Genomic DNA, 21,609 nt, shown 5'->3' with positions numbered 1-21,609 from the left:
CATTTCATTGCGTAACGCGTGGGAGGCACGCATGCCTCCCGATCCCATGTACGACTAAGGAGAGTTGATATGAATCGCGTCCTGAATCTGCAGCGCCTGATGATCGAAAACCAGCAGGAAAACCTGGGCAACAGCTGCAGCAGCTCCGACAGCAACTGCTGCAACGGCTAAGCCTCTCCGGCTTGCCTGAGGTGGTGGTGCGCGCCCACCACCTCGACATCTGCCACAGCGTGATGCACCGCCACGTGGCAGGTCTCCATACGACGTAGAGATCGCTTGGCAGGCAGCCGTCCGCTGCCCGCGCTGCGCGTCCTGCATCTGCCAATGCCAGGACAGGCATCCCGGGGGGGGGATGATCAGCCAGCTGCAGCACGTGCTGCAGCCGTGACCATTGCTCGGCCCCGCTGCGACCTCACCACCATGACGGACGCTACGCAGTGCGCCTGCACGCCCGCCGGATCCAGCAATCAGGAAAAGACGCAGCATGCGCATCCTCGTGGCCATGGACGACGCCGAACTTGCACAGGCGCTTCGCAACGTATTGCAGAGCCGCAACATGCTGGTGGACCTCGTGGCAACCTGGTCACTGGCCAAGGCCGCGGTACACGCCGTGGAGTACCGCGCCCTCATTCTCGACCGCTGGCTGCCCGAAGGCGATTCACTGAAGCTGGTGCAGATCGTGCGCGGCTTGCGTACCTGGCTGCCCATTCTGCTGTTGGGGCGCCACAACCACGCTGCCGACTGCATCGCTTGCCTGGATGCCGGTGCCGATGACTACCTGCCCACGCCGTTCGAGTTCGACGAACTGGCCGCGCGGCTGCGCGCGATTACCCGGCGCCTCGACGCTGATGCCGGCCACATTCTGAGAATCGGCAATTTCACGTTCGATTTTTCCAACCGCATGGCATTGGTAGGCGGTGCGCCCCTGAGCCTGCCGCGCAGCCAGCTGCTGCTGCTGGAAGCGCTTTGCGCCCGCCAGGGCCGGATCGTCCGCCATGAAGTGCTGAGTGCTGCCGTGCACCTGGCCGGCGCCGACGGCGGTACCACCGTGTTGGATCCGCACGTATCACGCCTGCGCCGCGCCCTGCGCTCGGCCAGTGTCAGCATCGAGTCCAAGCGTGGGCTGGGCTACATGCTGAACGACGACGCGGCCTGATCAAAGGCCATCGGCGCGGGCCGCAAATGCAACAGCCGGGGCGGTAAACCGCCCCGGCTGACAGTCCCGCTGATTGGGCCGACCGCTGCGGTCAGGCGGCCTTCATTGCGTGCTTTCGCGCACGCATGACGTTGTGGCACTCCTGCACTTCCGGAAGCAGCTGGGTCACTTCCTGGCGCACGGCCGGCGGCAGCTCGTTGTCCTGCAGCACATCCTTGAACGCGCCCAGCAGGCGGTCCTCGGATTCTTCAAGTTCAGCCACGTAGCCATAGTTGGTGTCACCGAAAGCGGCTCGAACCTTGCCGTAGAACTGCTGCATCGAACCGACCACGGTGCCATGTTCGGCCGGCTTGCCACCGCTGGCGGCCACTGAGCCGCTCAACGCCGCCACGATGCGGCCCTTGACGCCAGCGATGCGGGTGAACAGTGCCGACAGCTCGGCATCCTTGACCTTGGTGGCCGCTTCTTCATAGAACGACTTGCCATCGCGGGCGATTTCGATCAGGTCGTTGAGGCGATGTTCGATGGTGGACTGGGTGCTCATGGCGTCGCTCCTGTGTGCTCGAAAGTCAGTGGAGAATGGCAGTGCATCTGCATTGCCTTCGACCCCACTGTGTGCAATCGCGTGTGCCAACCAGGTGAGCACGAATTGATGCACGCATCACCATGCGAAACACCTGCTGACTTCGTCATTTCAAGCATCGTCGGCTTTCACGGAATCTGAGCGCGTTGCACGCGTTACCACGGTGCGGTGACGATGATCAGAGTGACCAGCAGCGCGATTGCCAGGATCACCAGCAGCACGTGCCATTGCTTCCAGGTGGGTCTCGGCTTTCCAGGCGTATTCATCGATGGGCTCCTGCGCGGGCGGGGAATGGGGTTGCCAGACTGAAGCGCAACGGCATCGCACAACGTCGACGTGAGGTGCACGTTTCGTGCAGACCTTGCTGGAATATCGGGCCGCATCGGCCTTCCGCACCCGTGCCTGGCGGCATATTCAGCAAGTACCACACCCGACACCGCCAGCAGGCTGCCACCCAGCACCCCATCCGCTGAGTGACTCACCCAGCAGCAGCACCGCCAGTGCGGTGGTCACGATCGGCACCAGGCTGAAGAATCCCGAAACGCGCGCCGCGCCCAAGCGCGAAAGACCGGTCATCCAGCTGAGGGGGGCAAGGATCGACGCACAGCGAAACCGAAACAGCCCACCGCGGTCAGGTTGTTCACTCCGGCAGCTGCAGCGGCAGCAGGATCAGCGACGCCGCCGTGGCCTGCAGGAACAGTGACTCCAGCACCGTCAGCGGAATCTTCCGGCGCAGCATCATCACGATGCAGGCGGCAAATGCACGGCCGAATCCGTGGCCGAGATCGCGCAGCGGCCTCACATGAGCGTGCGCACGCTGGAGCGCATGGCGCGCAGTGAACTGGGCATGTCACTCGGCGGCCGGCGTGGGCGTGTGAAGTTCGTGCGCGCCACCGAGGCGCTGTGCACACGCAAGCCGATCAGCCGCATCGCCGGGGAGCTGGGCTATTCAGGCGTCAGCGCGTTTGCCGAAATGTTCAAGCGGCACGCGCAGTGCACGCCCGATCAGTATCGGGAGCAGCATCGGGCCGGGTGAAGGCCCGCATCGAGGGCTGTCGATTTCCCGCCCCGTCGCTCGTCGGAACAGGAAAGGCAGGCCCATCGGCCTGCAGGAGCGCTCCAATGCCACCGATCCTCACCGCCTTCGCCACCTCCCCCGACCGCGGCCAGGGCCTGGCCCGTGACATGCGCGTGCGCTGGGCGCTGGAGGAACTGGCCGTGGCCTATGACGTACAACTGCTCAGCTTCGCCGAGCTGAAGCAGCCCGCGCACCTGGCACGGAATCCGTTCGGGCAGATTCCCACGTGGCAGGAGGGCGACCGGACCCTGTTCGAATCCGGCGCCATCGCCCTGCACCTGGCCGAACAGCACCCCGGCCTGCTGCCGCGCGATCCGGACGCCCGCATGCGCGCGATCATGTGGGTGTTCGCTGCGCTGAACACGGTGGAGCCCCCCATCGTCGAGCGTTCCATGGCCTGGGTGCTTGAGCGCGAGCAAGCCTGGTACGCGCAACGGCTGCCAATGCTCGATGAGCGGGTCCGGACGCGGCTGGCCCAACTATCGACGTGGTTGACCAGGACAACGTGGCTGGACGGCGAATTCAGCGTGGGCGACCTGATGATGGTCTCGGTGCTGCTGCGCCTGAAGAGCAGCGGCCTGCTCGACGAGTACCCACAGGTCGCCACCTATGTGGCCCGGGCCACGCAACGGCCCGCCTACCAGCGTGCGTTTGCTGCGCAGCTGGCGGTTTTCCAGGACGCCTAGCGCTGCGCCTCCTCCCAGGTAACAAGGGGCCAGCAGTCACGCAGGCCCCATGCGTTACTTCAATCGACGCGATCTCCAGTTCAGGTAACCCCGCCAGCCAAAGGGAGCACTAAAAAGCGCAACCGCACCGCACGCCAGCAGGCCGTTGAACATCCAAGGGGTCAGCTCCGGGGAACCTGCCGACATGGATGGAAACACGAACCCGCATAGCAGTGCTCCCACAAAGGAAGTACCGAATATGACCGTGGAACCCAGGCCTGGTGAAACTCGCATCGATCTATTCCTCATCAGTTCCGGTTGCAGGTCACCTTGACCTCGGTCAGCCTGATCGTGCTGGTGCAGGTGACAGACTGATTGCCCGCCCCCGTCACCGGGACACCGATGTTGTTGAGCGCATTGACGAAGCTTCCCATATCGGTGGCATTCCCATTCGGGAATTCGAAGCGATGCGTAACGCCGCCTCGCCCCTCGCTCAACTGTGTAACGCTAAGCGGAATGGAGTTACCGAACCTGTCCTTGTAAAGGAGGGCGTTGGGCTCCCAGCGACGGTTGATCATGCTGTAGTTGTAGGAAGCGGTAGACCCGTCAGCATAGCGGATCTTCTGCGGCGCCCAGACATCGATGCCAAGCGAGTACGCGCCGGAAGCCAGGTAGATGTAAGTCTCGAAACGCTGCCCCAGATGCTGGCTGACCGCATCCCTTCTCTGCGGATTCTGGATGTCGTCGTACACATTGGTCGGGTAGCCGGGCTCAGACAGGCTGATCACCGATTGAGCGACTATGCGCTTGAACTGAAGATAGTTGATCGCCGGTTGCTCGACCGGGAGCTCGTCGATGATGACGAAGGGTTCGCAATCCATCGCGCCGGGTTCCATTTTGTCGCAACGGATGCCGCCTTCACGATCACGCATGACGCTGAACTTTCGTGCCATGTTGCCCGATGGATTCAGTATGTAGAGGATCCTGTGCGACGGCATACTTCATGAGCATCGCGCGCCACACGCGATGTCACTACCGCTTTGAAGGATTGAGAGCGCTTGCCATACCCGGCACTTCTCCCTCAGCGACGACACTGTCAGTGCAACCTGCGCCGGCAGGCGGCCTGCACCAGCATCAGCTGCGCCACCAGGACCAGCATCGCGCAGCCCGACAGCAGCCACGGATCGATGTACCACTGTTCGTTGAAACTGAAGTCGCCGGCGGAAATGCGCTTCCAACCGTTGAAGTGCTGCATCGCCGCCACCACGAACGCGAAGGCGCCCGCGCTGTACGACAGCCAGGGCACCACGATGCCGCCCGGGCGCGCGAACAGCGTCAGCAGGCCCAGCACGCCGATGACCGTGCGCTGCACGCGGCAATATGGGCAGACATAGGCCATCCCGCTCCATTCCACCGCCCAGGCCAGCAGGCTGACCAGCACGGCCGCGGCCGCGGCGGTATACAGCATCGTGGGCGTGATCGTCCTGCCTGCATCGTGTGCCATCCCGTGCTCCTTCGTTCAAAGACCCCGGCAGGGTAGCAGCGTGGCAGGTTCAATCCTTCTTGAAGACCGTGCGCTGGCCGATCGGGCTGCCCTTGCGCGCCGTCGGTCGCGCCAACCCGGGAATCAGGAAGTCGGTGACCTTGTGGCCCTTCTGGATCCTGGAAGCGAGCCAACGCGGCATGCGCCCGCGGCCGGACCAGGTCAGCCGCTTGTATTCCGGGTCTCGGTATTTGGCGGCCACTTTGCCGGTTCTGCGCCGTGCCGGTTTACGGCTGGGTGCGCCCGCTTCGATGGCTTCATCGCCAAAGAGTTCTTCGAGGGTATATCCCGCTTCCGCCGCGGCGGCTTTCAGCATACGCCGCACCGCGCTGGCAGGACGGCGGTTGGAAATCAGCTGCTTCCGCTGTTCAGCGGCAACCACCAAGGCGCCCAGCTCCCGCAGGCTGAGCGATTCAATATCGATCGTCATGCTGGAAAGGTCTACTGCCGCGCGGCGCCTGTCAAGGCGGCTTGCCCCCGCGTAGACACGGGCTTCACTGCGGGTGGGCTCCGATCGCCTTCGTCGGCCATCCCCGAGGACATCCCTGTGAGCACCTCATCGCATTCGCTTGCCTACCTGCTTGCGCGCATCCTGCTGATGGCGCTGTTCCTGGTCTCCGGGCTGGGCAAGCTCGGCGATCTCAGCGGCACCCAGGCCTATATGGAAGCCATGGGCGTGCCCGGCATCCTGCTGTGGCCAACGGTCGCCTTCGAGATCGGCAGTGGCCTGTGCATCCTGCTCGGCTTCCAGACCCGGCTGGTGTCGATCGTGCTGGTGGGCTTCAGCCTGGTCACCGCTTTCATCTTCCACCACAACTTCGCCGACCAGACCCAGCAGATCATGTTCCTGAAGAACCTGGGGCTGGCCGGTGGGTTCCTGCTGCTGGCCTGCACCGGGGCCGGGCGCTACAGCATCGACGGGCGCGGTCGGCGCGGGTAAGCCTCGATTCGAGGTGTGCACGCGCTGGCGGCGAAGTTCGGCCTCTGGCGCCAGCGTGTGGATCACCTTGCCCTGTGCATCCAGGAACTCGATGGCACCGTAACCCTCGGCCGTGAGGGTCCGGCCACGTTGAAGGCGCGCGTGTACCGCAGGCCATCGATGATCGGCGCCGGCGTCTTGACCTGGGTGATTCGCCAGCGTCGGACGCGAATGCCGGAACGCATTGCGATGCAGCCAGAACGAAGAACGTACAAGCACTGCGCATCATGCGATCTCCTGTCGGGATCGGAATCAGCATCCGCACGCCAAGCATGCCTGTGGTCGACGACCCCGCGCGGTGACACCGGCATGCTGGCGATGGGTCGACACCATCCCGTCAACCACGCCCCCCGACGTCGGCCTTCCCCCTGTGCACGCCGCCGGATACGGAAATGATCCCGGCATGCGGACGGGGACATGCCGACAATGCTCTGGAACACCTTGCGGAAGGCGCTCACGTCGTCGTATCCAACTCTCACTCGCGCGGCGTTGGATTACCTGTCCCGCTGCGAGTCCGCACCGTCACTCGAATTCTTAACTCTTCAGAATTCGACCAAGCCACCTTTGTCCCAGATGGCCCACAAAACAGCATGATGGCGCCCTACGGATTCAGGGATTTCGTTCATCTTCATGCGTGACATCGGACAGTTCTACGTAATCAGCGTCGAGGGAGTGACGCGGGCAGACGGCACCCTGCTGCAGGTCACCCGAATCGATTGCTCCTGCATCAAGTGTTCCTGGCAGTTCAGGGCCATTCCCAACCATGGCCTTGTCGATCTCGACGGTGCGGCTGCCCTCAGTTGCCCAACCTGCGGCAATCACCAGTCAGTCAGCCGCGCACGGCTTGAAGAGCTCAATCGACGCAGCGACGAATAGCCTGCACTTCAACCATCCATCAACGCAGCACCGACACGACCGATACCCGGTGGGCCCTATCGTTCGTCAACAAGCACCCCCCGGCATTCCCATGAGTCATACCGGCATTTTTCAGATCACCGATCTCACCTACAAGGCTGGGGAGCAGGGCGACCTGGCCCGCGCACTGCAGATCGTCGCCACCTGCACCGCCTGCGGATCGACGAGCGTGTGGGACGAGCATGAGATGGAACACGTTGCCGGTGGAACCGTGCTGTCATGCCGTGGCTGTGGTGTCCGCCAGGCCATCAGCAACGCGCGCCTTTCTGGCTGCGCTTCCGACATCCGCCATCCGCGCCGCTGAGCGGCGCGCAGTTCGTACTGCGTAGCCGCCGGCAGGGGCAGTCGTTCACTCGGCTTTTACAACGCTGCGACGTTTCAAGCGACAACGCGCACTGATGCATCTGCCTGCATCCAAGGGCCGCGCCAGCGCGTATGTAGGATGCCCGCGCCTTGCGGGCATCCTATAGAGGAACGCGCCGTGAAAGCCCTTCAGCGGATAGCCGCCACAGTCAGCTTCGCCGTACTCGTCTCAGCCACTTCAATGAGCTTCGCCGCCAGTACCGTGATGGTCGGCGGAGCGGAGATGTATCCCACCAGGACCATCGTCCAGAACGCCATCAACTCCAAGGACCACACGACCCTGGTCGCTGCGGTCAAGGCAGCGGGCCTGGTCGATACCCTCAATGGCGCCGGCCCCTTCACCGTCTTCGCGCCCACCAATGCAGCCTTCAGCAAGCTGCCCGCAGGTACGGTCGATACGCTGGTGAAACCTGAAAACAAGGCACAACTGACCAAGATCCTGACCTACCACGTGGTGCCAGGCAATTACAGTTCAGCGCAGCTGATGGCCGATGCCAGGAAGCACGGCGGCAAGGCCACGCTGAAGACCGTTGAAGGTGAATCCCTCACCGTCGCACTGCATGACGGCAAGCTGTGGGTCATCGATGCCAAGGGCGGCAAGGCGGGGATCAGCGTTGCCGATGTCGGCCAGTCCAATGGCGTGATCCACGTGATCGACACGGTGTTGATGCCGAAGTAGTTGCAAGCAGCAGGACGAGCACATGCGCGGCAGCCGCATCGCGGCTGCCGCCGTCTCCTCCCATGAATCGGCATCGCGGCTGCGGGGCGGGTGACGCGCTACCTCATGTATCAGGAGCGTGCAGCGGTGTTGGGGCCTTGGTATCCCTGTCAGTCAGAAGGGGGCCTTGGATTCCAGGTGATTATCTGACGTCGTAGATCTCGCATTCGGTTGGGTCCATCGGTTCCCAATGCTCGCTCGCCAGCTCACAGAAGGCAGCGGGTACCTCCATGGGGAACGTTGCGCCTTTCTCGCGATTGCGCTGGCGGACGCGATCACGACGAATGTCATGCGGGGTATCCAGGAGATGCACCACCAGATCGTGGGCTGCCGACGACTCAAGAAAGGCACTGAGACCGAAACCCAAGTGCCACCTTCTTTCTGGTCCCATCAGAATTCGAATCAGGAACCAAGGAATTTTGAGGCTTCCAGAGGGCTTCCACGCGTCTCCACAGACCTTCCCGCTGCAAACCAAGCCGCTGATTCTTCCAAGCCGCGCGACCATCTTCGCTCATTATCGTCCACCTCTTTCCGCTGACAGAAGGTCGCCGAGCGGTCGCCATTGGGCGCAATGAAGGGATGCTCAGAGACAACGAACTAGCCACCTTACCGATCGGCCAATAGGCCGCAGATTCAGCATCGCATGGTGCGGGCTGACCGGATGTACGAAGCTCGCGGGCGCTGGGCTGGAGCTCCACTACAGATACACCAAGGCCAACGATAAACACGACCGCGTCGCGGCCGCATCAGGAGGGAGGGCGCAACCTTCGCGATGAGATCGCAACTGCGGCGGCCGCCGCCCGGCGAACGAGCTAAAGAAGCCAAGTGCTACCGCGGCACGGAATGGCCATTTTGCCACTCATGCGCTTGCCACCCCAAGCAGGGCATTTGTCGCTTTAAGTCCAGTGATGCGTGACTGAGAACACGCAAGAAGCAAGTGCAGCCAGCTGCAACGAGTTTCTGGTTGACATTGAATGTCAACCCGCAATATGAAATTCCGGGAATCGGGAGGCAGGGGTAGGCAGGGGTAGGCAGGGGATCAGCCCTGAAATCCGTTATCACCACGGCCGGAGGTCCAGTCCATTGCAAACCTCCGCCACGACAAGGGAAAGGAATCAGGTGAAGATGAGTAGGAGTCTCGTATATGGAATGGTCGTCATCGGCGCAATCGCAACCATTTCCTGGTTGGCCTGCAGACCATCCGACGTCACAGGAAACAAAGGAGATGGGGTTCCTCGCAGTGAAAGAGGCGCTTCGCCAACGGATGCCGCATCTGAATTAAGCATTCGCCAATCCTCGCGTTCGCCGCCCCAATCCACCGAATCAAGGTTGGCTTTGGGTGGCAAGGCATTTCTGCTCAAGATCGATGCGCCTCACTACGAAGGCGATGCCTCGGAATACATTGACATACGCATCGCGGCTGCACGGTCGGGCAATGCCCAGTCGAGCTATGAGATCCACAACCGCATTGCCAGTTGCAAGCGGGCGCTTAACTCAGGTGATGCCGATGAGTACAAGGCCTACGCATCAGTTGGCCTGGGGGAGCAGTACTCAAGGAAAATCGAACAGGAGATTGACCACTGCCAAGGACTGATAGGGCGAACGGAACTCGGAGATGAGAATTGGCTCTCCCTTGCTGCCGCCCAAGGATCGGTCGAAGCGAGACTGATTTTCGCCAAAGACCCGAAAGCCATCATTGGCGACTTGACTGAGGCGCTCAAGGATCCGGAGCGAATAACCAATTATCGAAGGGATGCGATTGATTACCTAAATGAGTCGGTATCACTGGGAAGCGTCGACTCGATTGAAGCCCTTGCTGACATCCATGACCGAGGGATCATTACCGATAAATCCCCTGAAAAGAGCCTTGCATACTGGCTCGCATATCAGCGCGCGCAACCCAACAGCCATTCGGCGGCGTCCATTGCGAGGCTCTCCAAACTGTTACATCCCAACCAGATAGAGCGATCCAACGAGATGTCTGAGGCTATATACAGATCCTGCTGCTTGTAATCCAACAGAAATTTCCTACCCACCCAACATGGCGCACGATGAAAGCAATGATTTCGAAGAAATGGTTGATTGCAACTTCCCTGGCCGTCGCAATCGCAGCCCTTCCCATGGCTTATGCGATTTGGCCCTTTGATCCTGCCCTCACCGTCTTTGGCCCAGTTAACTGTACTACGTGTCAGTTGCAGGCTCGAATTCCAGACAACGCCACGAAGGCGTTCCTTAATAGATACAGAGATGTCGTAAACCAGCAAAGGAAGGGGGGGTTCGAATACTCAATACAGGCAGGCTCCAAGGTCATCGTCTGCAACACGACGCACTGCGCCACCTATGAGTTGACGGACAGCTATGACTGGAATGGAACCAACCAAGAGCCCATTACGCGTCCGCCCTCCAGTGGTGGCGGCGCTGGCGGCGGCAGTGGAGGAGGTAGTGGTGGCACGGGCGGAGCCAATCTGGGTGGAGGCTGCCACGGTAACTGCGGCGGTAGCGGCAACGGAAGGGTAACGATCAAACCAATTACTCCTATTCGCCCGAAGTAGCATTGGAAGCGTAGAACAGATCAGGCAAGCGGGAACAGCACCTCCCGCTTGCATGAACAGCAACGTTCATTCTGCAACTGCGAGAAGTAGTAGAAGCGCGACTACCGGATCCCGCATCGAGCCGACCCGGATCTGCAGCAGTGGGCACCCAATGAATGGTCATCCCCAGGGGCCTGCCTCGACTGAAATATAGGCGCCGCATAGGCATTGAACGCGAAAGGCACTGCATAGCGGTGCCTTTGAAATGATGCAACCATTGGATGAATTGGTGGGCCCACCAGGATTCGAACCTGGAACCAAGGGATTATGAGTCCCCTGCTCTAACCGTTGAGCTATAGGCCCGGCGCAGCGTCACAGTGTAGTGGAGGCCGCGCCCGATCGGCTACCCGGCAGCGGCAAGCGCCTCCGAAATACACCCCAGCCGCCTCTCCGCCGCTTCTGCGAGCCATACCTGCCGCCTCAGGCATGCCTGGAACAACGCAACCATCCTTCTGATCTGCTCCAGTCCCTGTTGCTTGTCGCCGCTGAAGCCGGCAAGCAATCCGGCCTCCGACAGCGTCAGCAGCGCATACGTCGTACGGCGTGCAAATCCCAATCGATCCTCGCACTCATCCCGCATCACCTCATCCCAGTCCAGCAGCGGCGGGAAATCGGTTTGCACGGGCTCGGGAACATCGTGCTCCACATCATTCATGGCGTGACTCCAGATGCATGACGAATCAATGCCGCAGGCCGTACGAGTTGCACGTGACCTGCCGTGCGCTTGCATCGGCGCCGGTGATGACCGGCCCGCCTACGGGATGTGTTGAGCATCTGCGCGATCAGCGTGCGACCGTCGCAGGAAAAATTCAAACGGCAGATGCGTCATCGGCAAGCCCCGTCGGGCATGTCCAGGCACCCCAAAAAGAAAAACCCCGCACCAGGCGGGGTTTCTCTCAACGCTTCACCAGCCGCTGGAAATCAATCGATATCCAGGAAGCTGCGCAGCTGCTCCGAGCGGCTCGGGTGACGCAGCTTGCGCAGCGCCTTCGCTTCGATCTGGCGGATGCGCTCGCGGGTCACGTCGAACTGCTTGCCGACTTCTTCCAGCGTGTGGTCGGTGTTCATGTCGATGCCGAAGCGCATGCGCAGCACCTTGGCTTCCCTCGGGGTGAGGCCGGCCAGCACGTCGCGCACGGTTTCAGACAGGTTGATGTTGGTGGTGTTCTCGATCGGGGACTCCACGTTGGTGTCCTCGATGAAGTCGCCCAGATGGGAATCCTCGTCGTCGCCGATCGGGGTTTCCATCGAGATCGGCTCCTTGGCGATCTTCATCACCTTGCGGATCTTGTCTTCCGGCATGTCCATTTCCTTGGCCAGCTCCTCCGGCGTAGCCTCGCGGCCGTACTGCTGGAGCATCTGGCGGGAAATGCGGTTCAACTTGTTGATCGTCTCGATCATGTGCACCGGGATACGGATGGTGCGCGCCTGGTCGGCAATCGAGCGGGTGATCGCCTGGCGGATCCACCAGGTGGCGTAGGTCGAGAACTTGTAACCGCGGCGGTACTCGAACTTGTCCACGGCCTTCATCAGGCCGATGTTGCCTTCCTGGATCAGGTCGAGGAACTGCAGGCCACGGTTGGTGTACTTCTTGGCGATCGAGATCACCAGGCGCAGGTTGGCCTCGACCATTTCCTTCTTGGCCTTGCGCGCCTTGGCTTCACCGTAGGCCATGGCACGGCTGATTTCCTTCAGCTCTTCCAGGTCCAGCTGGGTCAGCTTCTCGATGTCGATCGTCGCCTGCTGTTCGGCGATGATCTGGTCCTTCACTTCGCGCAGGGCCGACGACCACTTCTGCTTGCGCTTCAGTGCGTCTTCCACCCACTCCAGGTTGGTCTGGTTGCCTTCCCAGGAGCGGATGAAGTCCTTGCGCGGCATGCGCGCGGTGACGGTGGCCAGGTTCAGCACGCGTCGCTCATGGGCCTTGATCGACGCCATGGTGTCGCGCAGCTGCTTGGTCAGCACGTCGGTCAGCGGCAGCGGCAGCTTCAGGGTGACGAACACCGCCGACATCTCTTCGCGCAGGCGCGGCAGGTTCTTCTTGTCGCCCTTGGTCGCCGCCTTCTTGAAGGCATTGAAAGCATCGCTCAGCGCCTGCATGCGCGCAGCGACTTCCTCCGGATCCGGACCGGTCGGTGCGGCTTCTTCCTCGCCACCCTCGACGTCATCGTCCTCGTCCTCGTCGCCTTCTGCGTCGGCATCGCTGCTGTCATCGGCAGCGACCGCCGGCGGCGCCGGCTCTTCGTCGGCCAGGTCGTTGAAGCCGACGATCACTTCGGCCAGGCGCTTCTTGCCTTCCTTGTGGGCCTCGTAGTCGGTCAGCAGCGATTCGACCGAAACCGGGAACTGGCCCAGGGCGGCCTGGACCTGCGAAAGGCCTTCCTCGATGCGCTTGGCGATGGCGATTTCGCCTTCGCGGGTCAGCAGCTCGACCGTGCCCATTTCGCGCATGTACATGCGCACCGGGTCGGTGGTACGGCCACCTTCGGTGTCGAGCGCGCTCAGCGCGGCGGCAGCTTCTTCGGCCGCGGTGTCATCGACTTCGCGGTTACCGGTGTTGCCGTCGTTGAGAAGCAGGGTTTCCACATCCGGCGCAACTTCATGGACATCGATGCCCATGCCGTTGATCATGCCGATGATGTCTTCGATCTGTTCCGGGTCGACCATGTCGTCCGGCAGATGGTCATTGACTTCGGCGTAGGTCAGGTAGCCCTGTTCCAGGCCCTTGCTGATCAGTTGCTTGATTTCGGATTGGGCAGGACGTTCGTTGGCCATGTAGTGCTCGCGCCACCGGCTAGGGAGAAATAGGGAACGTAGCATTATACCAGCCCGGGGCCCTGCCTGCCGGGCGGTGGTCCCGGCGGCCTAGGGCCTGAGAAGGAAGGTCACGGGACCGTCGTTGACCAGGCTGACGACCATATGGGCACCAAACCGGCCCGTTTCCACCCCTGGCGCATGATTTTCACGGCAGATGTCGACAAATCGATTGAACCCGCGTTCAGCCTCGTCCGGCGGTGCGGCGCTGGTGAAACTCGGCCGCATGCCCGAACGGGTATCGGCCGCCAGGGTGAACTGGCTGACCAGCAGCAGGCCGCCACCGGTGTCGCGCAGCGACCGGTTCATCTTCCCGGCCTCGTCGGCGAACACCCGGTAACCCAGCAGGCGTTCGGCCATCCGCCGCAGCTGGGCCTCGCTATCCCCCGGTTCCATGCCGACCAGGGCCAGCAAGCCGGGGCCGATCTGCCCCACCACCTCCTCGTCGACATGGACGGCGGCCTGGCTGACACGCTGGATCAGGACGAGCATCGTGGGCTTCCAATGAACGGGGCCGGCCACGATAGCAGCGCCCTTGGCTAAACTGACGCCGATGAATCCGCAACGCAAAGCCCGGCTGGTCTACCGCGCCACCACCCTGTTCGCCCGCCTGCCCTGGCCGCTGCTGCGGGGGTTCGCACACGCCCTGGCGTGGACGTGGGTTCGTGTCAATGCCCGTGAGAGCCGCGTTACCCGGCGCAACCTCGAACTGGCCTACCCGGAGCTGGACGGTCCTGCACGCGACCGCCTGCACCGCGAACTGCTGCGCTCCACTGCGCTGCAGGCCATCGAGACCCTGCGTTTGTGGAGCCGGCAGCCGGCCGACAACCTGCGGCTGCACCTGAAGCAGCGCCACGGCGAAGCCCTGTACGACGCGGCCCTGGCCAGCGGCAAGGGCGTGATCGTGGCCGCACCGCACTTCGGCAACTGGGAGCTGCTGAACCAGTGGCTGGCCTCGCGCGGGCAGATCGCCATCGTCTACAAGCCGCCGGAAGACGAGGCCAGCGACGCCTTCCTGCAGCTGGTGCGCGGCGGCCAGAACGTGCAGCAGGTACGCGCCGAGGGCCCGGCCGTGCGCCAGCTGTTCAAGGTGCTCAAGGACGGCGGCGCCACCGGCATCCTGCCCGACCAGCAGCCCAAGGCCGGCGATGGCGTGTTCGTGCCGTTCTTCGGCGTGCAGGCGCTGACCATGACCCTGGTCAACCGGCTGGCCGAGCGCACCGGCGCCACCGTGCTGTATGGCTGGTGCGAGCGCATCGGGCCGGACATGGAATTCGCCCTGCACATCGAGCCGACCGACCCGGCCGTGGCCGATCCGGACCCGCAGGTGGCCGCCACCGCGCTCAATGCCGGCATCGAGCGCATCGCCCGCCGCGACCCGACGCAGTACCAGTGGACCTACAAGCGCTATACGCTGCGGCCACCGGGCAGCGGCGAGGAAGATCCGTATGCGACCGAAGAGCATCCGCACTGACGGCCCCCACGCCCAGGCCCATCCGGCCCCTGCGACCGGCGGCCGCACCACGTTGAATACGACGCCGGCGCCCCCATAGAGACTGCGATGTCCGCCTCCCCCGGTCCCGCCATGCCTGCTGCCTCTTCCCTGTTCGGCGACCCCGCCGCGATCCGCTGCGAACGCGCGGTGGCCGAACTGCGTGCCGGTCGCCCGGTACTGCTCCACGATGGGCAGGGCCAGCGGCTGGCGGTGATTGCACTGGACAGCGCCACTGCCAGCAGCTTCGCTGCCTTCGCCGCTGCCGCACGCGAGCGCCATTACCTGTTCCTGACCGCCACCCGCGCCCGCGTGCTCGGCGTGGAGGCACCGGCAGGCGCACGCCTGCCGCTGGCGGGGGTTGCCTTCGATGCCCTGCCCTCGCTGGGCTACCTCCGCGAGCCCGGCCCGATGCCGGACGACTGGACGGCCGGCGACGCCTTCGATGCCGGCGCGGTGGAGCTGGCCCGCCTGGGCCTGCTGCTGCCGGCCATGGTGGCCGTGCGCCTGGACGCAGCTGACCGCACCTTCGAGGGTGCTGCTGAAGTGGCGCTTTGCGATCTGGCCGAAGGCGCGGCACACGCCGCCCACGATTACGAACTGGTCGCCCGTTCGCCGGTACCGCTGCGCGACGTCGGCATGACCACCTTCGCGGTGTTCCGCGGCGGCGTGGCCCAGCGCGACCAGGTCGCGATCATCGTCGGCGAACCGGACCTGTCGGCGGTGGTGCCGGTACGCGTGCACTCCTCGTGCCTGACCGGCGACCTGTTCGGCTCACTCAAGTGCGACTGCGGCGACCAGCTGCGGCGCGGCCTGCGCAAGCTGAAGGAACTGGGCGGCGGCGTGCTGCTGTACCTGGACCAGGAAGGCCGCGGCACCGGCATCGCCGCCAAGATGCGCGCCTACGGCTACCAGCACGACGGCCTGGACACCATCGATGCCGATGCACAGCTGGGCTTCGGTGCCGACGAGCGCCGCTACGGCAGTGCGGTGGCGATGCTGCATGGCCTGGGCATTTCGCGCGTGGCCCTGCTCAGCAACAACCCGACCAAGGCACAGCGTCTGCGCAACGCCGGCATCGAGGTGCTGGACTGCATTCCGGTCACCGGCGAGATCACTGCCGAGAACGAACACTACCTGCGCACCAAGGCCGATCGTGCCGGCCACATGCTGGATGTGGACGCGCTGATCCAGGCTGCCCAGTAGCGCGGTCGACCTGCTACCGTCTGCGCGGTGCGGCCCTGCCGCCACCGCCCGCCCTGCCACCTGACGGAGCCTGCGTGATCGACGTTCCCCTGACCTCCCCGCCTGCCGATGCCTGGCAGTCGCTGCCGCAGCGCGCCGCCCGCCTGGCCGCACTGGAAGGCGCCTTCGGCGGACTGTTCGTGCCGGGCCTGCCGCTGGCCGCGGCCGCGTGGTTCTTCCAGCTGCCCGGCGGCCTGTGGACGGCCGCCCTTGGGCTGCTGATCGGCATCGTCTTCGGCGCGTGGCTTGGCCACCGGCGCTTGACCCGCACCCGCTGGCGGCTGGATACCCAAGGGCTGGGCCTGCGCCGCGACCTGATGTGGCAGCTGGAAACGCGCATCCCCATTTCGCGCGTGCAGCACCTGGATCTGCGCCGCGGCCCGCTGGAACGCCGTGCCGGCCTGGCCACGCTGATCGTGCACACCGCCGGGACCCGCATGAGCGCAGTGACCGTGAGCGGCCTGGACGAGGCCGACGCCGAGCGCCTGCGTGACACCCTGTCCCATCAGCTCGACCAGGACGCCGACGCCCTGTGAGCCTGCCGCCGCCCCTGCCCGCATCGCTGCCTGCCGGTGGCGAGGACCATCGCCTGCACCCGTGGTCGTGGCTGTTCGTGCTGCTGATGCAGCTGCGCCACTACTTCCTGCCGCTGGTGGCGCTGCTGGTGTTCGGCCAGCGCGGTGACCGCGACCCGATGTGGGCGCAGCTGATTCCGCTGTCGGCGATTGCCGCGCTGGTGCTGGTCTCGGTGCTGCAGTACCTCAGCTACCGCTACCGCATCGGCAGCGACGCGATCACCGTGCGCAGCGGACTGCTGGCGCGCAACCGCCGCGAGATCCCGTTCGCCCGCATCCACAACGTGGAAGTGCGGCAGAACCCGCTGCACCGCCTGTTCGGCGTGGCCGAGCTGCGCCTGGAATCGGCCGGTGGCGTGCGTCCGGAAGCCGAAATGCGCGTGCTGAAGCTGGACCAGGCGCTGGCGCTGGAACGACTGGTGCGCCAGCGTGGGCAGGCACCGCAGGCCGCCGACGTCGTGGCCGCCCCCTCGATCACCGACGCCGACACCGAACAGGTGCTGCTGCGCCTGTCGAGCTGGGACGTGGTGCGCATGGGCCTGCTGTCCAACCGCGGCTGGGCATTGGCGATCGCCGCCTTCGGCGTGCTGTTCCAGACCGTGCCGCGGCCGGTGATGGACGCGGCCATCCAGCGTGGCGGCCGGGAAGCCTTCGGCTACGCAAGCCACCTGCATCCCGGCGTGGCCGGCGCCTTCCTGCTGCTGGCCGCAGCCTTGCTGCTGGGCTGGCTGGCGCTGCGTGCGCTGTCGGTGGTGCTGACCCTGCTGCGCTATCACGGCTTCACCCTCAGCGAGCAGGATCGCCGCCTGACCGTCTCGGCCGGCCTGCTCAGCCGCACACGCAGCAGTGTCGCGCGTCGCCGCATCCAGGCCTGGACGCTGCGCGAAACCACCCTGCATCGCTGGTTCGGCCTGCGCCAGCTGCGCATCGACAGCGCTGCCGGCGGGCCCTCGCGCGACGAAGACCGCGCCCTGCGCGAGCTGGCACCGCTGGCACCGGCAATGCGCTGCGAGCAGCTGGTGCAGCACCTGTTGCCTCAACTGCGGTGGCCGCCAGCGCAATGGCAGTCCATTCCGCAGCGTGGCTGGTGGCGGCTGTGCCTGGGCGCGCTGCTGCTGGTGCCGGTGCTGGCAGCGGCCGCGTACTGGCGCTGGGGATCATGGGGCCTGATCGTGCTGGCCTGGCTGCCGGTGGCGCTGCTGGTGGCACATCGGCAGATGGCGCGCATGGGCTGGTATCTGGATGCCCATTACGTGGCCGTGCGCGGCGGCTGGTGGAAGCGCTGGTGGCGCTGGGCCGACCTGGACAAGGTGCAGGGCCTGCGCCTGCAGCGTTCACCGCTGGACAAGCTGCTCGGCACCAGCAGCCTGCAGCTGGATACGGCCGGTGCGCACGGTGATGTGGCGTTGACCCTGCGCTACCTGCCGCAGGCACAGGCGCAACACGTGATGGAGCAGCTGGCCGCGGCGCTGGCGCGGCGCAAGCTGCGCTGGTAAGCAACACCGGTAGTGCCGGCCGCTGGCCGGCAACCGCAGACATTCCCGAGGTTGCCGGCCAGCGGCCGGCACTACCGCGAGCGGGGTCGGCGAGGCATCAGCGCTGCGACGGCCCCCAATATCCCAGGTCCTTGCGGATCTGCAGGTCGCGCACCCAGCTGCCGAAGGGCTTGCGCCGCAGCACGCCCATTTCACCGGACAGGAAATCCTCGGTGGCGGCGATCACCCGCTCGCTGGACAGGCCATCGCGGTACGGATGGATGGCGTCGGCGTAGCGCACGATCTCCGCCTGCAGCGCGGCGTCGGGATGCAGCGCGCGCTGCAGCATCGCCGGCAGCTGCGCCGGGTCGTCGAAGTCGATCATGTGCGGCTTGGGCACGCGGTTGCGGAAGGTCACCACCGGCTTGTGCTGGACGATGAACTCCGAAACGATCGACGAGGTGTCCGACACCAGCACATCGGCGGCGCGCTGCGCAGCCATCACCTGCTCCGGCTCGATGAAGCGGGCATGGGCACCGGCCAGCGCGCGGTAGCGCTCGAACAGTTCCGGTGGGCACTTCGGGTGCAGGGTCAGCAGCCAGTAGCGCTCACCGCCAGCGATATCGGCGGCGATCTGCGCATGCAGGTGGGGCGCTGCGCTCAGGCGCTCGGTGAAGGTCGAACCGAACAGGATCACCGGGCGCCCGCCCGCCGCTGCGCGCAGCGCGGCGCTCTCGCCACCGTCGTCGCGGAACAGCGGGTCGAGCTTCGGCCAGCCGGTCTCGGCTACGGCGAAGTGGCCCTGCAGGGCGGCGATCTCACGGAACGGCGCGGTGGTGGCCGGCCCCTGCGTGCAGTACAGGTCGAACATGCCGCGCACCCGGAAGTGGCCGCGCGCACTGTCGCGCTTCTCCACGTTGAAGCCATGGAACAGCTGTACCTTGGCGCCGGACAGGAAGGTCGGCACCCAGTTGGCGGCGCTGAACACGGCACGCGGCCGCATCGCCAGGGCCTGTTTCAGTCCGATGTTGGGCACACCCGGCAGGCTGCTGGCGGCCGCGCCGTCCTCGAACCAGGCCGCCACCTCCTGCCCGGAGGCGTGCAAGGCCTGCGCCAACGGGGCGAGAATAGGCAGCGCATAGCGCTCCGTCGCAAACAACAGGTACCCGGCCATCATGTCCTCCACGACCGCTCCCATCGAACGGCCTCGCATCTCGGCCTGCATTATCGCGTTCAACGAGGCCGGCCGCATCGGCGACTGCCTGGCCTCGCTGGCCTTCTGCGACGAAATCATCGTCGTGGACTCGTACTCCACCGATGCCACCCTGGCCATCGCCGAGGCCGCAGGCGCCCGCGTGCTGCAGCGCGCGTTCGATGGCTTCCGTAGCCAGAAGGCCTACTGCGTCGAGCAGGCAAGCCACGACTGGGTGCTGTGCCTGGACGCCGATGAGCGGATCAGCCCGGAACTGCGCGCAGCCATCGAACGGGCCCGCGACGGTGGCTTCGCCGGCCATGCCGGCTATCGCTTCGCGCGCCTGTCGGAGTACTTCGGCAGGTTCCTGCGCCATGGCAACGCCTACCCGGACCGGGTGATGCGCCTGTTCGACCGCCGCCGCGGCGGCTGGCGCGGCAAGCGCGAGATCCACGAGGCGGCCAGCGTCGACGGCAGCGTCGGCACCCTGCGCGGCGACCTGGTCCATTACCCGTACCGCTCCCTGCAGCAGCAGCTGGCCAAGACCGAGAAGTACGCGCGGATGATGGCCGAGCACGAGTTCGCACGCGGCAAGCGGGCCACGCTGGGCAAGCTGGTACTGGCGCCGGCCTGGCGGTTCTGGCGCGGCTTCGTGTTCCGTGGCGGCTTCCGCGACGGCTGGCACGGCCTGGTCTACGCCTACGTGCGCGCCAACTACGTGCGGCAGAAGACCATCATGCTGTGGATGCTGGGCAACGGCCAGCCCGTGGCCGACCCGCCGAACCCCTGATCGCCGGGGCCCGCCCGGCGCGCCGACGCATCACGAGCCGGTGATCGCCCGGTGGCGCGCGCCTTCGACGATCGACAGGCCGGTCAGCAGCCCGACCAGGGTCACGTAGAAACTGGCCGTCATCTGGTGCGCGAACATCGACTGGGTCAGCCCGCACAACGCGTAGGTGATCACCAGCATGACGCCGGCAGCGGCCGGCCCGCGGAAGGTCGCCCGTCCGCTGCGGCGATGCAGGCGCACGAACAACCACAGCGGGATGCCATACACCGCCAGCAACAGCAGCAGGCCCGGTACACCCTGGGTCGCCGCCCATTCGGCCACGTCGTTGTGGGCATGCCCCAGGTGGCAGCGCAACTCTTCCGGGTTCTCCCGGCAGACCGGCACGCGCTGCATCGCGCTGTCGAAATGACCGATGCCAACACCCACCAGCGGATGATCGAGGAAGGTCTGCCAGGCTACCTGCAGGCGCTCGACGCGGGCACCGGCGGAAGAATCACTGTCGCCCAGCTCCATCCGCTGCACGTCGCTGTGCAGCTCGCTCAGGCGGACCTGGTGGCGCAGCTCCGGCACCGACAGCAGCAGCGTCGCACCGATCGCCAGCATCCCGGCCAGCACCGACAGGCGCGCCGCACCGGTACGCCAGCGCAGGCTCAGCGCCAGCACCACCAGCAGCGCCAGCAAGGCGGCGAACACACCGCGGCTGCCGGTCAGCACGATGGTGCCGCAGCCGGCGGCCATGCCGAGGATCACCAGCGACCAGCGCCGCGACGGGCGGCAGAACACCAGCAGCACCATCAACACCATCACGATGTCGGCCAGCACGATGGCGTTGGTGAACAGCTCCGCGCGCGGGGCGCCGCCCAGCACCTGCCACAGCGACATCACGAAGGTGGCGAGCAGGCCGGTCAACGAGCCGTACCAGAGCCACCGCAGGCTGGGACGCAGCGCGCAGATCCACAGCGCGATCCATGGGATCACCACGAATCGCGAACGGTTGTCGACGTCACGCAGGCCCTGTTCGAACAGCACCACCGACAGTACGCCGAGCGCCAGCACCGCCAGCATCAGCCAGACCAGCACTTTCACCGGCTGGCCGGCCATGCCCCGCGCGCGCCACAGCAGCTCCGGCGCCAGCAGGGTGCTGAGCAGCAGCAGAAGACCATACGGCAACAGGTTGATCGGCACGGTCAGCACCAGTGCCGGCAGGCAGAACAGCCCCAGCTGGGCCAGCCCGTGTGCAACCCCGTGACGCCCACCGACGGGAACGCCCAGCGGGTCGCCGGCCATGAGGTTCAGGTTGTCCGGTGAAGCTGGCACGTCGGGAAGTATCGCTGCAATCTGCTGGAAGAATGGGACGGGCCAACGCGGCCCGTCCCAGCCTGCTGTTTTACTGCCTTTGGACCCGCTTGGGCAGACTGGACAAGCGGAAATCGTG

General features: G+C 64.9%; 24 protein-coding genes, 1 tRNA gene and 1 pseudogene. 14 read left to right on the top strand and 12 right to left on the bottom strand.

Annotation, left to right across the window (positions count from 1 at the left end):
- The first annotated feature begins 69 nt into the window (after positions 1–69).
- Both AC5P53_RS02270 and AC5P53_RS02265 read left to right on the top strand, forming a co-directional pair.
- A complete protein-coding gene (locus tag AC5P53_RS02270) occupies positions 70–171 on the top strand; it encodes a class III lanthipeptide (protein WP_014038605.1) in 102 nt (33 codons plus the stop codon).
- A gap of 313 nt (positions 172–484) precedes the next feature.
- On the top strand, positions 485–1,156 hold the full coding sequence (locus tag AC5P53_RS02265; protein ID WP_142235130.1) for a response regulator transcription factor: 672 nt from the start codon (positions 485–487) through the stop codon (positions 1,154–1,156).
- A 91-nt stretch (positions 1,157–1,247) separates the two neighbouring features.
- On the opposite strand, the gene AC5P53_RS02260 is transcribed toward AC5P53_RS02265, so the two are convergent.
- From AC5P53_RS02260 to AC5P53_RS02250, 3 genes are all read right to left on the bottom strand, one after another.
- Entirely contained in the window at positions 1,248–1,700 is a 453-nt protein-coding gene (locus AC5P53_RS02260) for a PA2169 family four-helix-bundle protein (RefSeq protein WP_014648535.1), read from the bottom strand.
- A 453-nt stretch (positions 1,701–2,153) separates the two neighbouring features.
- On the bottom strand, positions 2,154–2,315 hold the full coding sequence (locus tag AC5P53_RS02255) for a hypothetical protein (protein ID WP_495227083.1): 162 nt from the start codon (positions 2,313–2,315) through the stop codon (positions 2,154–2,156).
- Positions 2,316–2,379: 64 nt separating this feature from the next.
- The gene (locus AC5P53_RS02250; protein ID WP_346601667.1) at positions 2,380–2,541 is read right to left on the bottom strand and encodes a hypothetical protein; all 162 of its coding nucleotides are present in this window, start codon (positions 2,539–2,541) and stop codon (positions 2,380–2,382) included.
- Here AC5P53_RS02250 and AC5P53_RS02245 point away from each other — a divergent pair.
- Positions 2,506–2,775 (top strand): annotated as a pseudogene (locus tag AC5P53_RS02245) (helix-turn-helix domain-containing protein); the annotation flags it as partial. The gene AC5P53_RS02250 and the pseudogene AC5P53_RS02245 overlap by 36 nt on opposite strands.
- Before the next feature lie 86 nt (positions 2,776–2,861).
- A complete protein-coding gene (locus tag AC5P53_RS02240; RefSeq protein ID WP_495227081.1) occupies positions 2,862–3,503 on the top strand; it encodes a glutathione S-transferase family protein in 642 nt (213 codons plus the stop codon).
- A 287-nt stretch (positions 3,504–3,790) separates the two neighbouring features.
- On the opposite strand, the gene AC5P53_RS02235 is transcribed toward AC5P53_RS02240, so the two are convergent.
- The 3 genes from AC5P53_RS02235 to AC5P53_RS02225 form a co-directional block, all read right to left on the bottom strand.
- The gene (locus tag AC5P53_RS02235; RefSeq protein WP_227864596.1) at positions 3,791–4,414 is read right to left on the bottom strand and encodes a hypothetical protein; all 624 of its coding nucleotides are present in this window, start codon (positions 4,412–4,414) and stop codon (positions 3,791–3,793) included.
- 164 nt (positions 4,415–4,578) lie between these two features.
- A complete protein-coding gene (locus tag AC5P53_RS02230; RefSeq protein WP_014648538.1) occupies positions 4,579–4,986 on the bottom strand; it encodes a hypothetical protein in 408 nt (135 codons plus the stop codon).
- 49 nt (positions 4,987–5,035) lie between these two features.
- Positions 5,036–5,455, bottom strand: a complete 420-nt coding sequence (locus AC5P53_RS02225; protein ID WP_075076431.1) for an H-NS histone family protein — start codon at positions 5,453–5,455, stop codon at positions 5,036–5,038.
- 117 nt (positions 5,456–5,572) lie between these two features.
- On the opposite strand from AC5P53_RS02225, the gene AC5P53_RS02220 reads away from it, so the two are divergent.
- The 5 genes from AC5P53_RS02220 (at position 5,573) to AC5P53_RS02200 (ending at position 10,013) form a co-directional block, all read left to right on the top strand.
- Positions 5,573–5,965, top strand: coding sequence for a DoxX family protein (locus tag AC5P53_RS02220; protein WP_032958324.1), 393 nt, complete (start codon positions 5,573–5,575; stop codon positions 5,963–5,965).
- A 669-nt stretch (positions 5,966–6,634) separates the two neighbouring features.
- Positions 6,635–6,880 (top strand): hypothetical protein, encoded by a 246-nt coding sequence (locus tag AC5P53_RS02215; protein WP_014648541.1) that lies wholly within the window; start codon positions 6,635–6,637, stop codon positions 6,878–6,880.
- A 91-nt stretch (positions 6,881–6,971) separates the two neighbouring features.
- Complete coding sequence (locus tag AC5P53_RS02210) at positions 6,972–7,223, top strand: hypothetical protein (RefSeq protein WP_014648542.1); 252 nt, start codon at positions 6,972–6,974, stop codon at positions 7,221–7,223.
- A gap of 177 nt (positions 7,224–7,400) precedes the next feature.
- Positions 7,401–7,961 carry a fasciclin domain-containing protein gene (locus AC5P53_RS02205; RefSeq protein WP_111206688.1) on the top strand — a complete coding sequence of 187 codons (561 nt, stop codon included), beginning with the start codon at positions 7,401–7,403 and terminating at the stop codon, positions 7,959–7,961.
- Between the two features lie 1,188 nt (positions 7,962–9,149).
- Positions 9,150–10,013: a hypothetical protein gene (locus tag AC5P53_RS02200; protein ID WP_495227078.1), complete on the top strand. Its 864-nt coding sequence runs from the start codon at positions 9,150–9,152 to the stop codon at positions 10,011–10,013.
- An 805-nt stretch (positions 10,014–10,818) separates the two neighbouring features.
- Here the strand turns inward: AC5P53_RS02200 and AC5P53_RS02195 are convergent.
- The 4 genes from AC5P53_RS02195 to dtd all read right to left on the bottom strand — a co-directional run bounded on the left by AC5P53_RS02195 (position 10,819) and on the right by dtd (position 13,897).
- Positions 10,819–10,894 (bottom strand) — tRNA-Ile (locus AC5P53_RS02195).
- Between the two features lie 40 nt (positions 10,895–10,934).
- Complete coding sequence (locus tag AC5P53_RS02190; protein WP_495227077.1) at positions 10,935–11,246, bottom strand: hypothetical protein; 312 nt, start codon at positions 11,244–11,246, stop codon at positions 10,935–10,937.
- Between the two features lie 266 nt (positions 11,247–11,512).
- Positions 11,513–13,366: an RNA polymerase sigma factor RpoD gene (gene rpoD / locus AC5P53_RS02185; protein WP_014648552.1), complete on the bottom strand. Its 1,854-nt coding sequence runs from the start codon at positions 13,364–13,366 to the stop codon at positions 11,513–11,515.
- Positions 13,367–13,456: 90 nt separating this feature from the next.
- Positions 13,457–13,897 carry a D-aminoacyl-tRNA deacylase gene (gene dtd, locus AC5P53_RS02180; protein ID WP_014648553.1) on the bottom strand — a complete coding sequence of 147 codons (441 nt, stop codon included), beginning with the start codon at positions 13,895–13,897 and terminating at the stop codon, positions 13,457–13,459.
- 61 nt (positions 13,898–13,958) lie between these two features.
- Here dtd and AC5P53_RS02175 point away from each other — a divergent pair, with 61 nt between their 5' ends.
- The 4 genes from AC5P53_RS02175 to AC5P53_RS02160 all read left to right on the top strand — a co-directional run bounded on the left by AC5P53_RS02175 (position 13,959) and on the right by AC5P53_RS02160 (position 18,213).
- Positions 13,959–14,879 carry a lauroyl acyltransferase gene (locus AC5P53_RS02175; RefSeq protein ID WP_099476005.1) on the top strand — a complete coding sequence of 307 codons (921 nt, stop codon included), beginning with the start codon at positions 13,959–13,961 and terminating at the stop codon, positions 14,877–14,879.
- 87 nt (positions 14,880–14,966) lie between these two features.
- Complete coding sequence (gene ribA / locus AC5P53_RS02170; protein WP_041863895.1) at positions 14,967–16,103, top strand: GTP cyclohydrolase II RibA; 1,137 nt, start codon at positions 14,967–14,969, stop codon at positions 16,101–16,103.
- Positions 16,104–16,177: 74 nt separating this feature from the next.
- On the top strand, positions 16,178–16,678 hold the full coding sequence (locus AC5P53_RS02165; RefSeq protein ID WP_032958281.1) for a PH domain-containing protein: 501 nt from the start codon (positions 16,178–16,180) through the stop codon (positions 16,676–16,678).
- Positions 16,675–18,213 (top strand): PH domain-containing protein, encoded by a 1,539-nt coding sequence (locus tag AC5P53_RS02160; protein ID WP_197604811.1) that lies wholly within the window; start codon positions 16,675–16,677, stop codon positions 18,211–18,213. The genes AC5P53_RS02165 and AC5P53_RS02160 overlap by 4 nt, the downstream gene beginning before the upstream one ends.
- A gap of 97 nt (positions 18,214–18,310) precedes the next feature.
- On the opposite strand, the gene AC5P53_RS02155 is transcribed toward AC5P53_RS02160, so the two are convergent.
- Positions 18,311–19,369 carry a CDP-glycerol glycerophosphotransferase family protein gene (locus tag AC5P53_RS02155; RefSeq protein WP_032958279.1) on the bottom strand — a complete coding sequence of 353 codons (1,059 nt, stop codon included), beginning with the start codon at positions 19,367–19,369 and terminating at the stop codon, positions 18,311–18,313.
- On the opposite strand from AC5P53_RS02155, the gene AC5P53_RS02150 reads away from it, so the two are divergent.
- Entirely contained in the window at positions 19,368–20,174 is an 807-nt protein-coding gene (locus AC5P53_RS02150) for a glycosyltransferase family 2 protein (RefSeq protein WP_014648559.1), read from the top strand. The two genes, AC5P53_RS02155 and AC5P53_RS02150, sit on opposite strands and share 2 nt — an antisense overlap.
- A 30-nt stretch (positions 20,175–20,204) precedes the next feature.
- On the opposite strand, the gene AC5P53_RS02145 is transcribed toward AC5P53_RS02150, so the two are convergent.
- Positions 20,205–21,461, bottom strand: coding sequence for an O-antigen ligase family protein (locus tag AC5P53_RS02145; protein WP_014648560.1), 1,257 nt, complete (start codon positions 21,459–21,461; stop codon positions 20,205–20,207).
- Between the last annotated feature and the right edge of the window lie 148 nt (positions 21,462–21,609).

Source organism: Stenotrophomonas sp. YJH_SMC_82 (assembly GCF_059368875.1).
The sequence above is the reverse complement of the archived record's forward strand: the minus strand, read 5'-3'. Positions and strand labels throughout refer to the sequence as shown.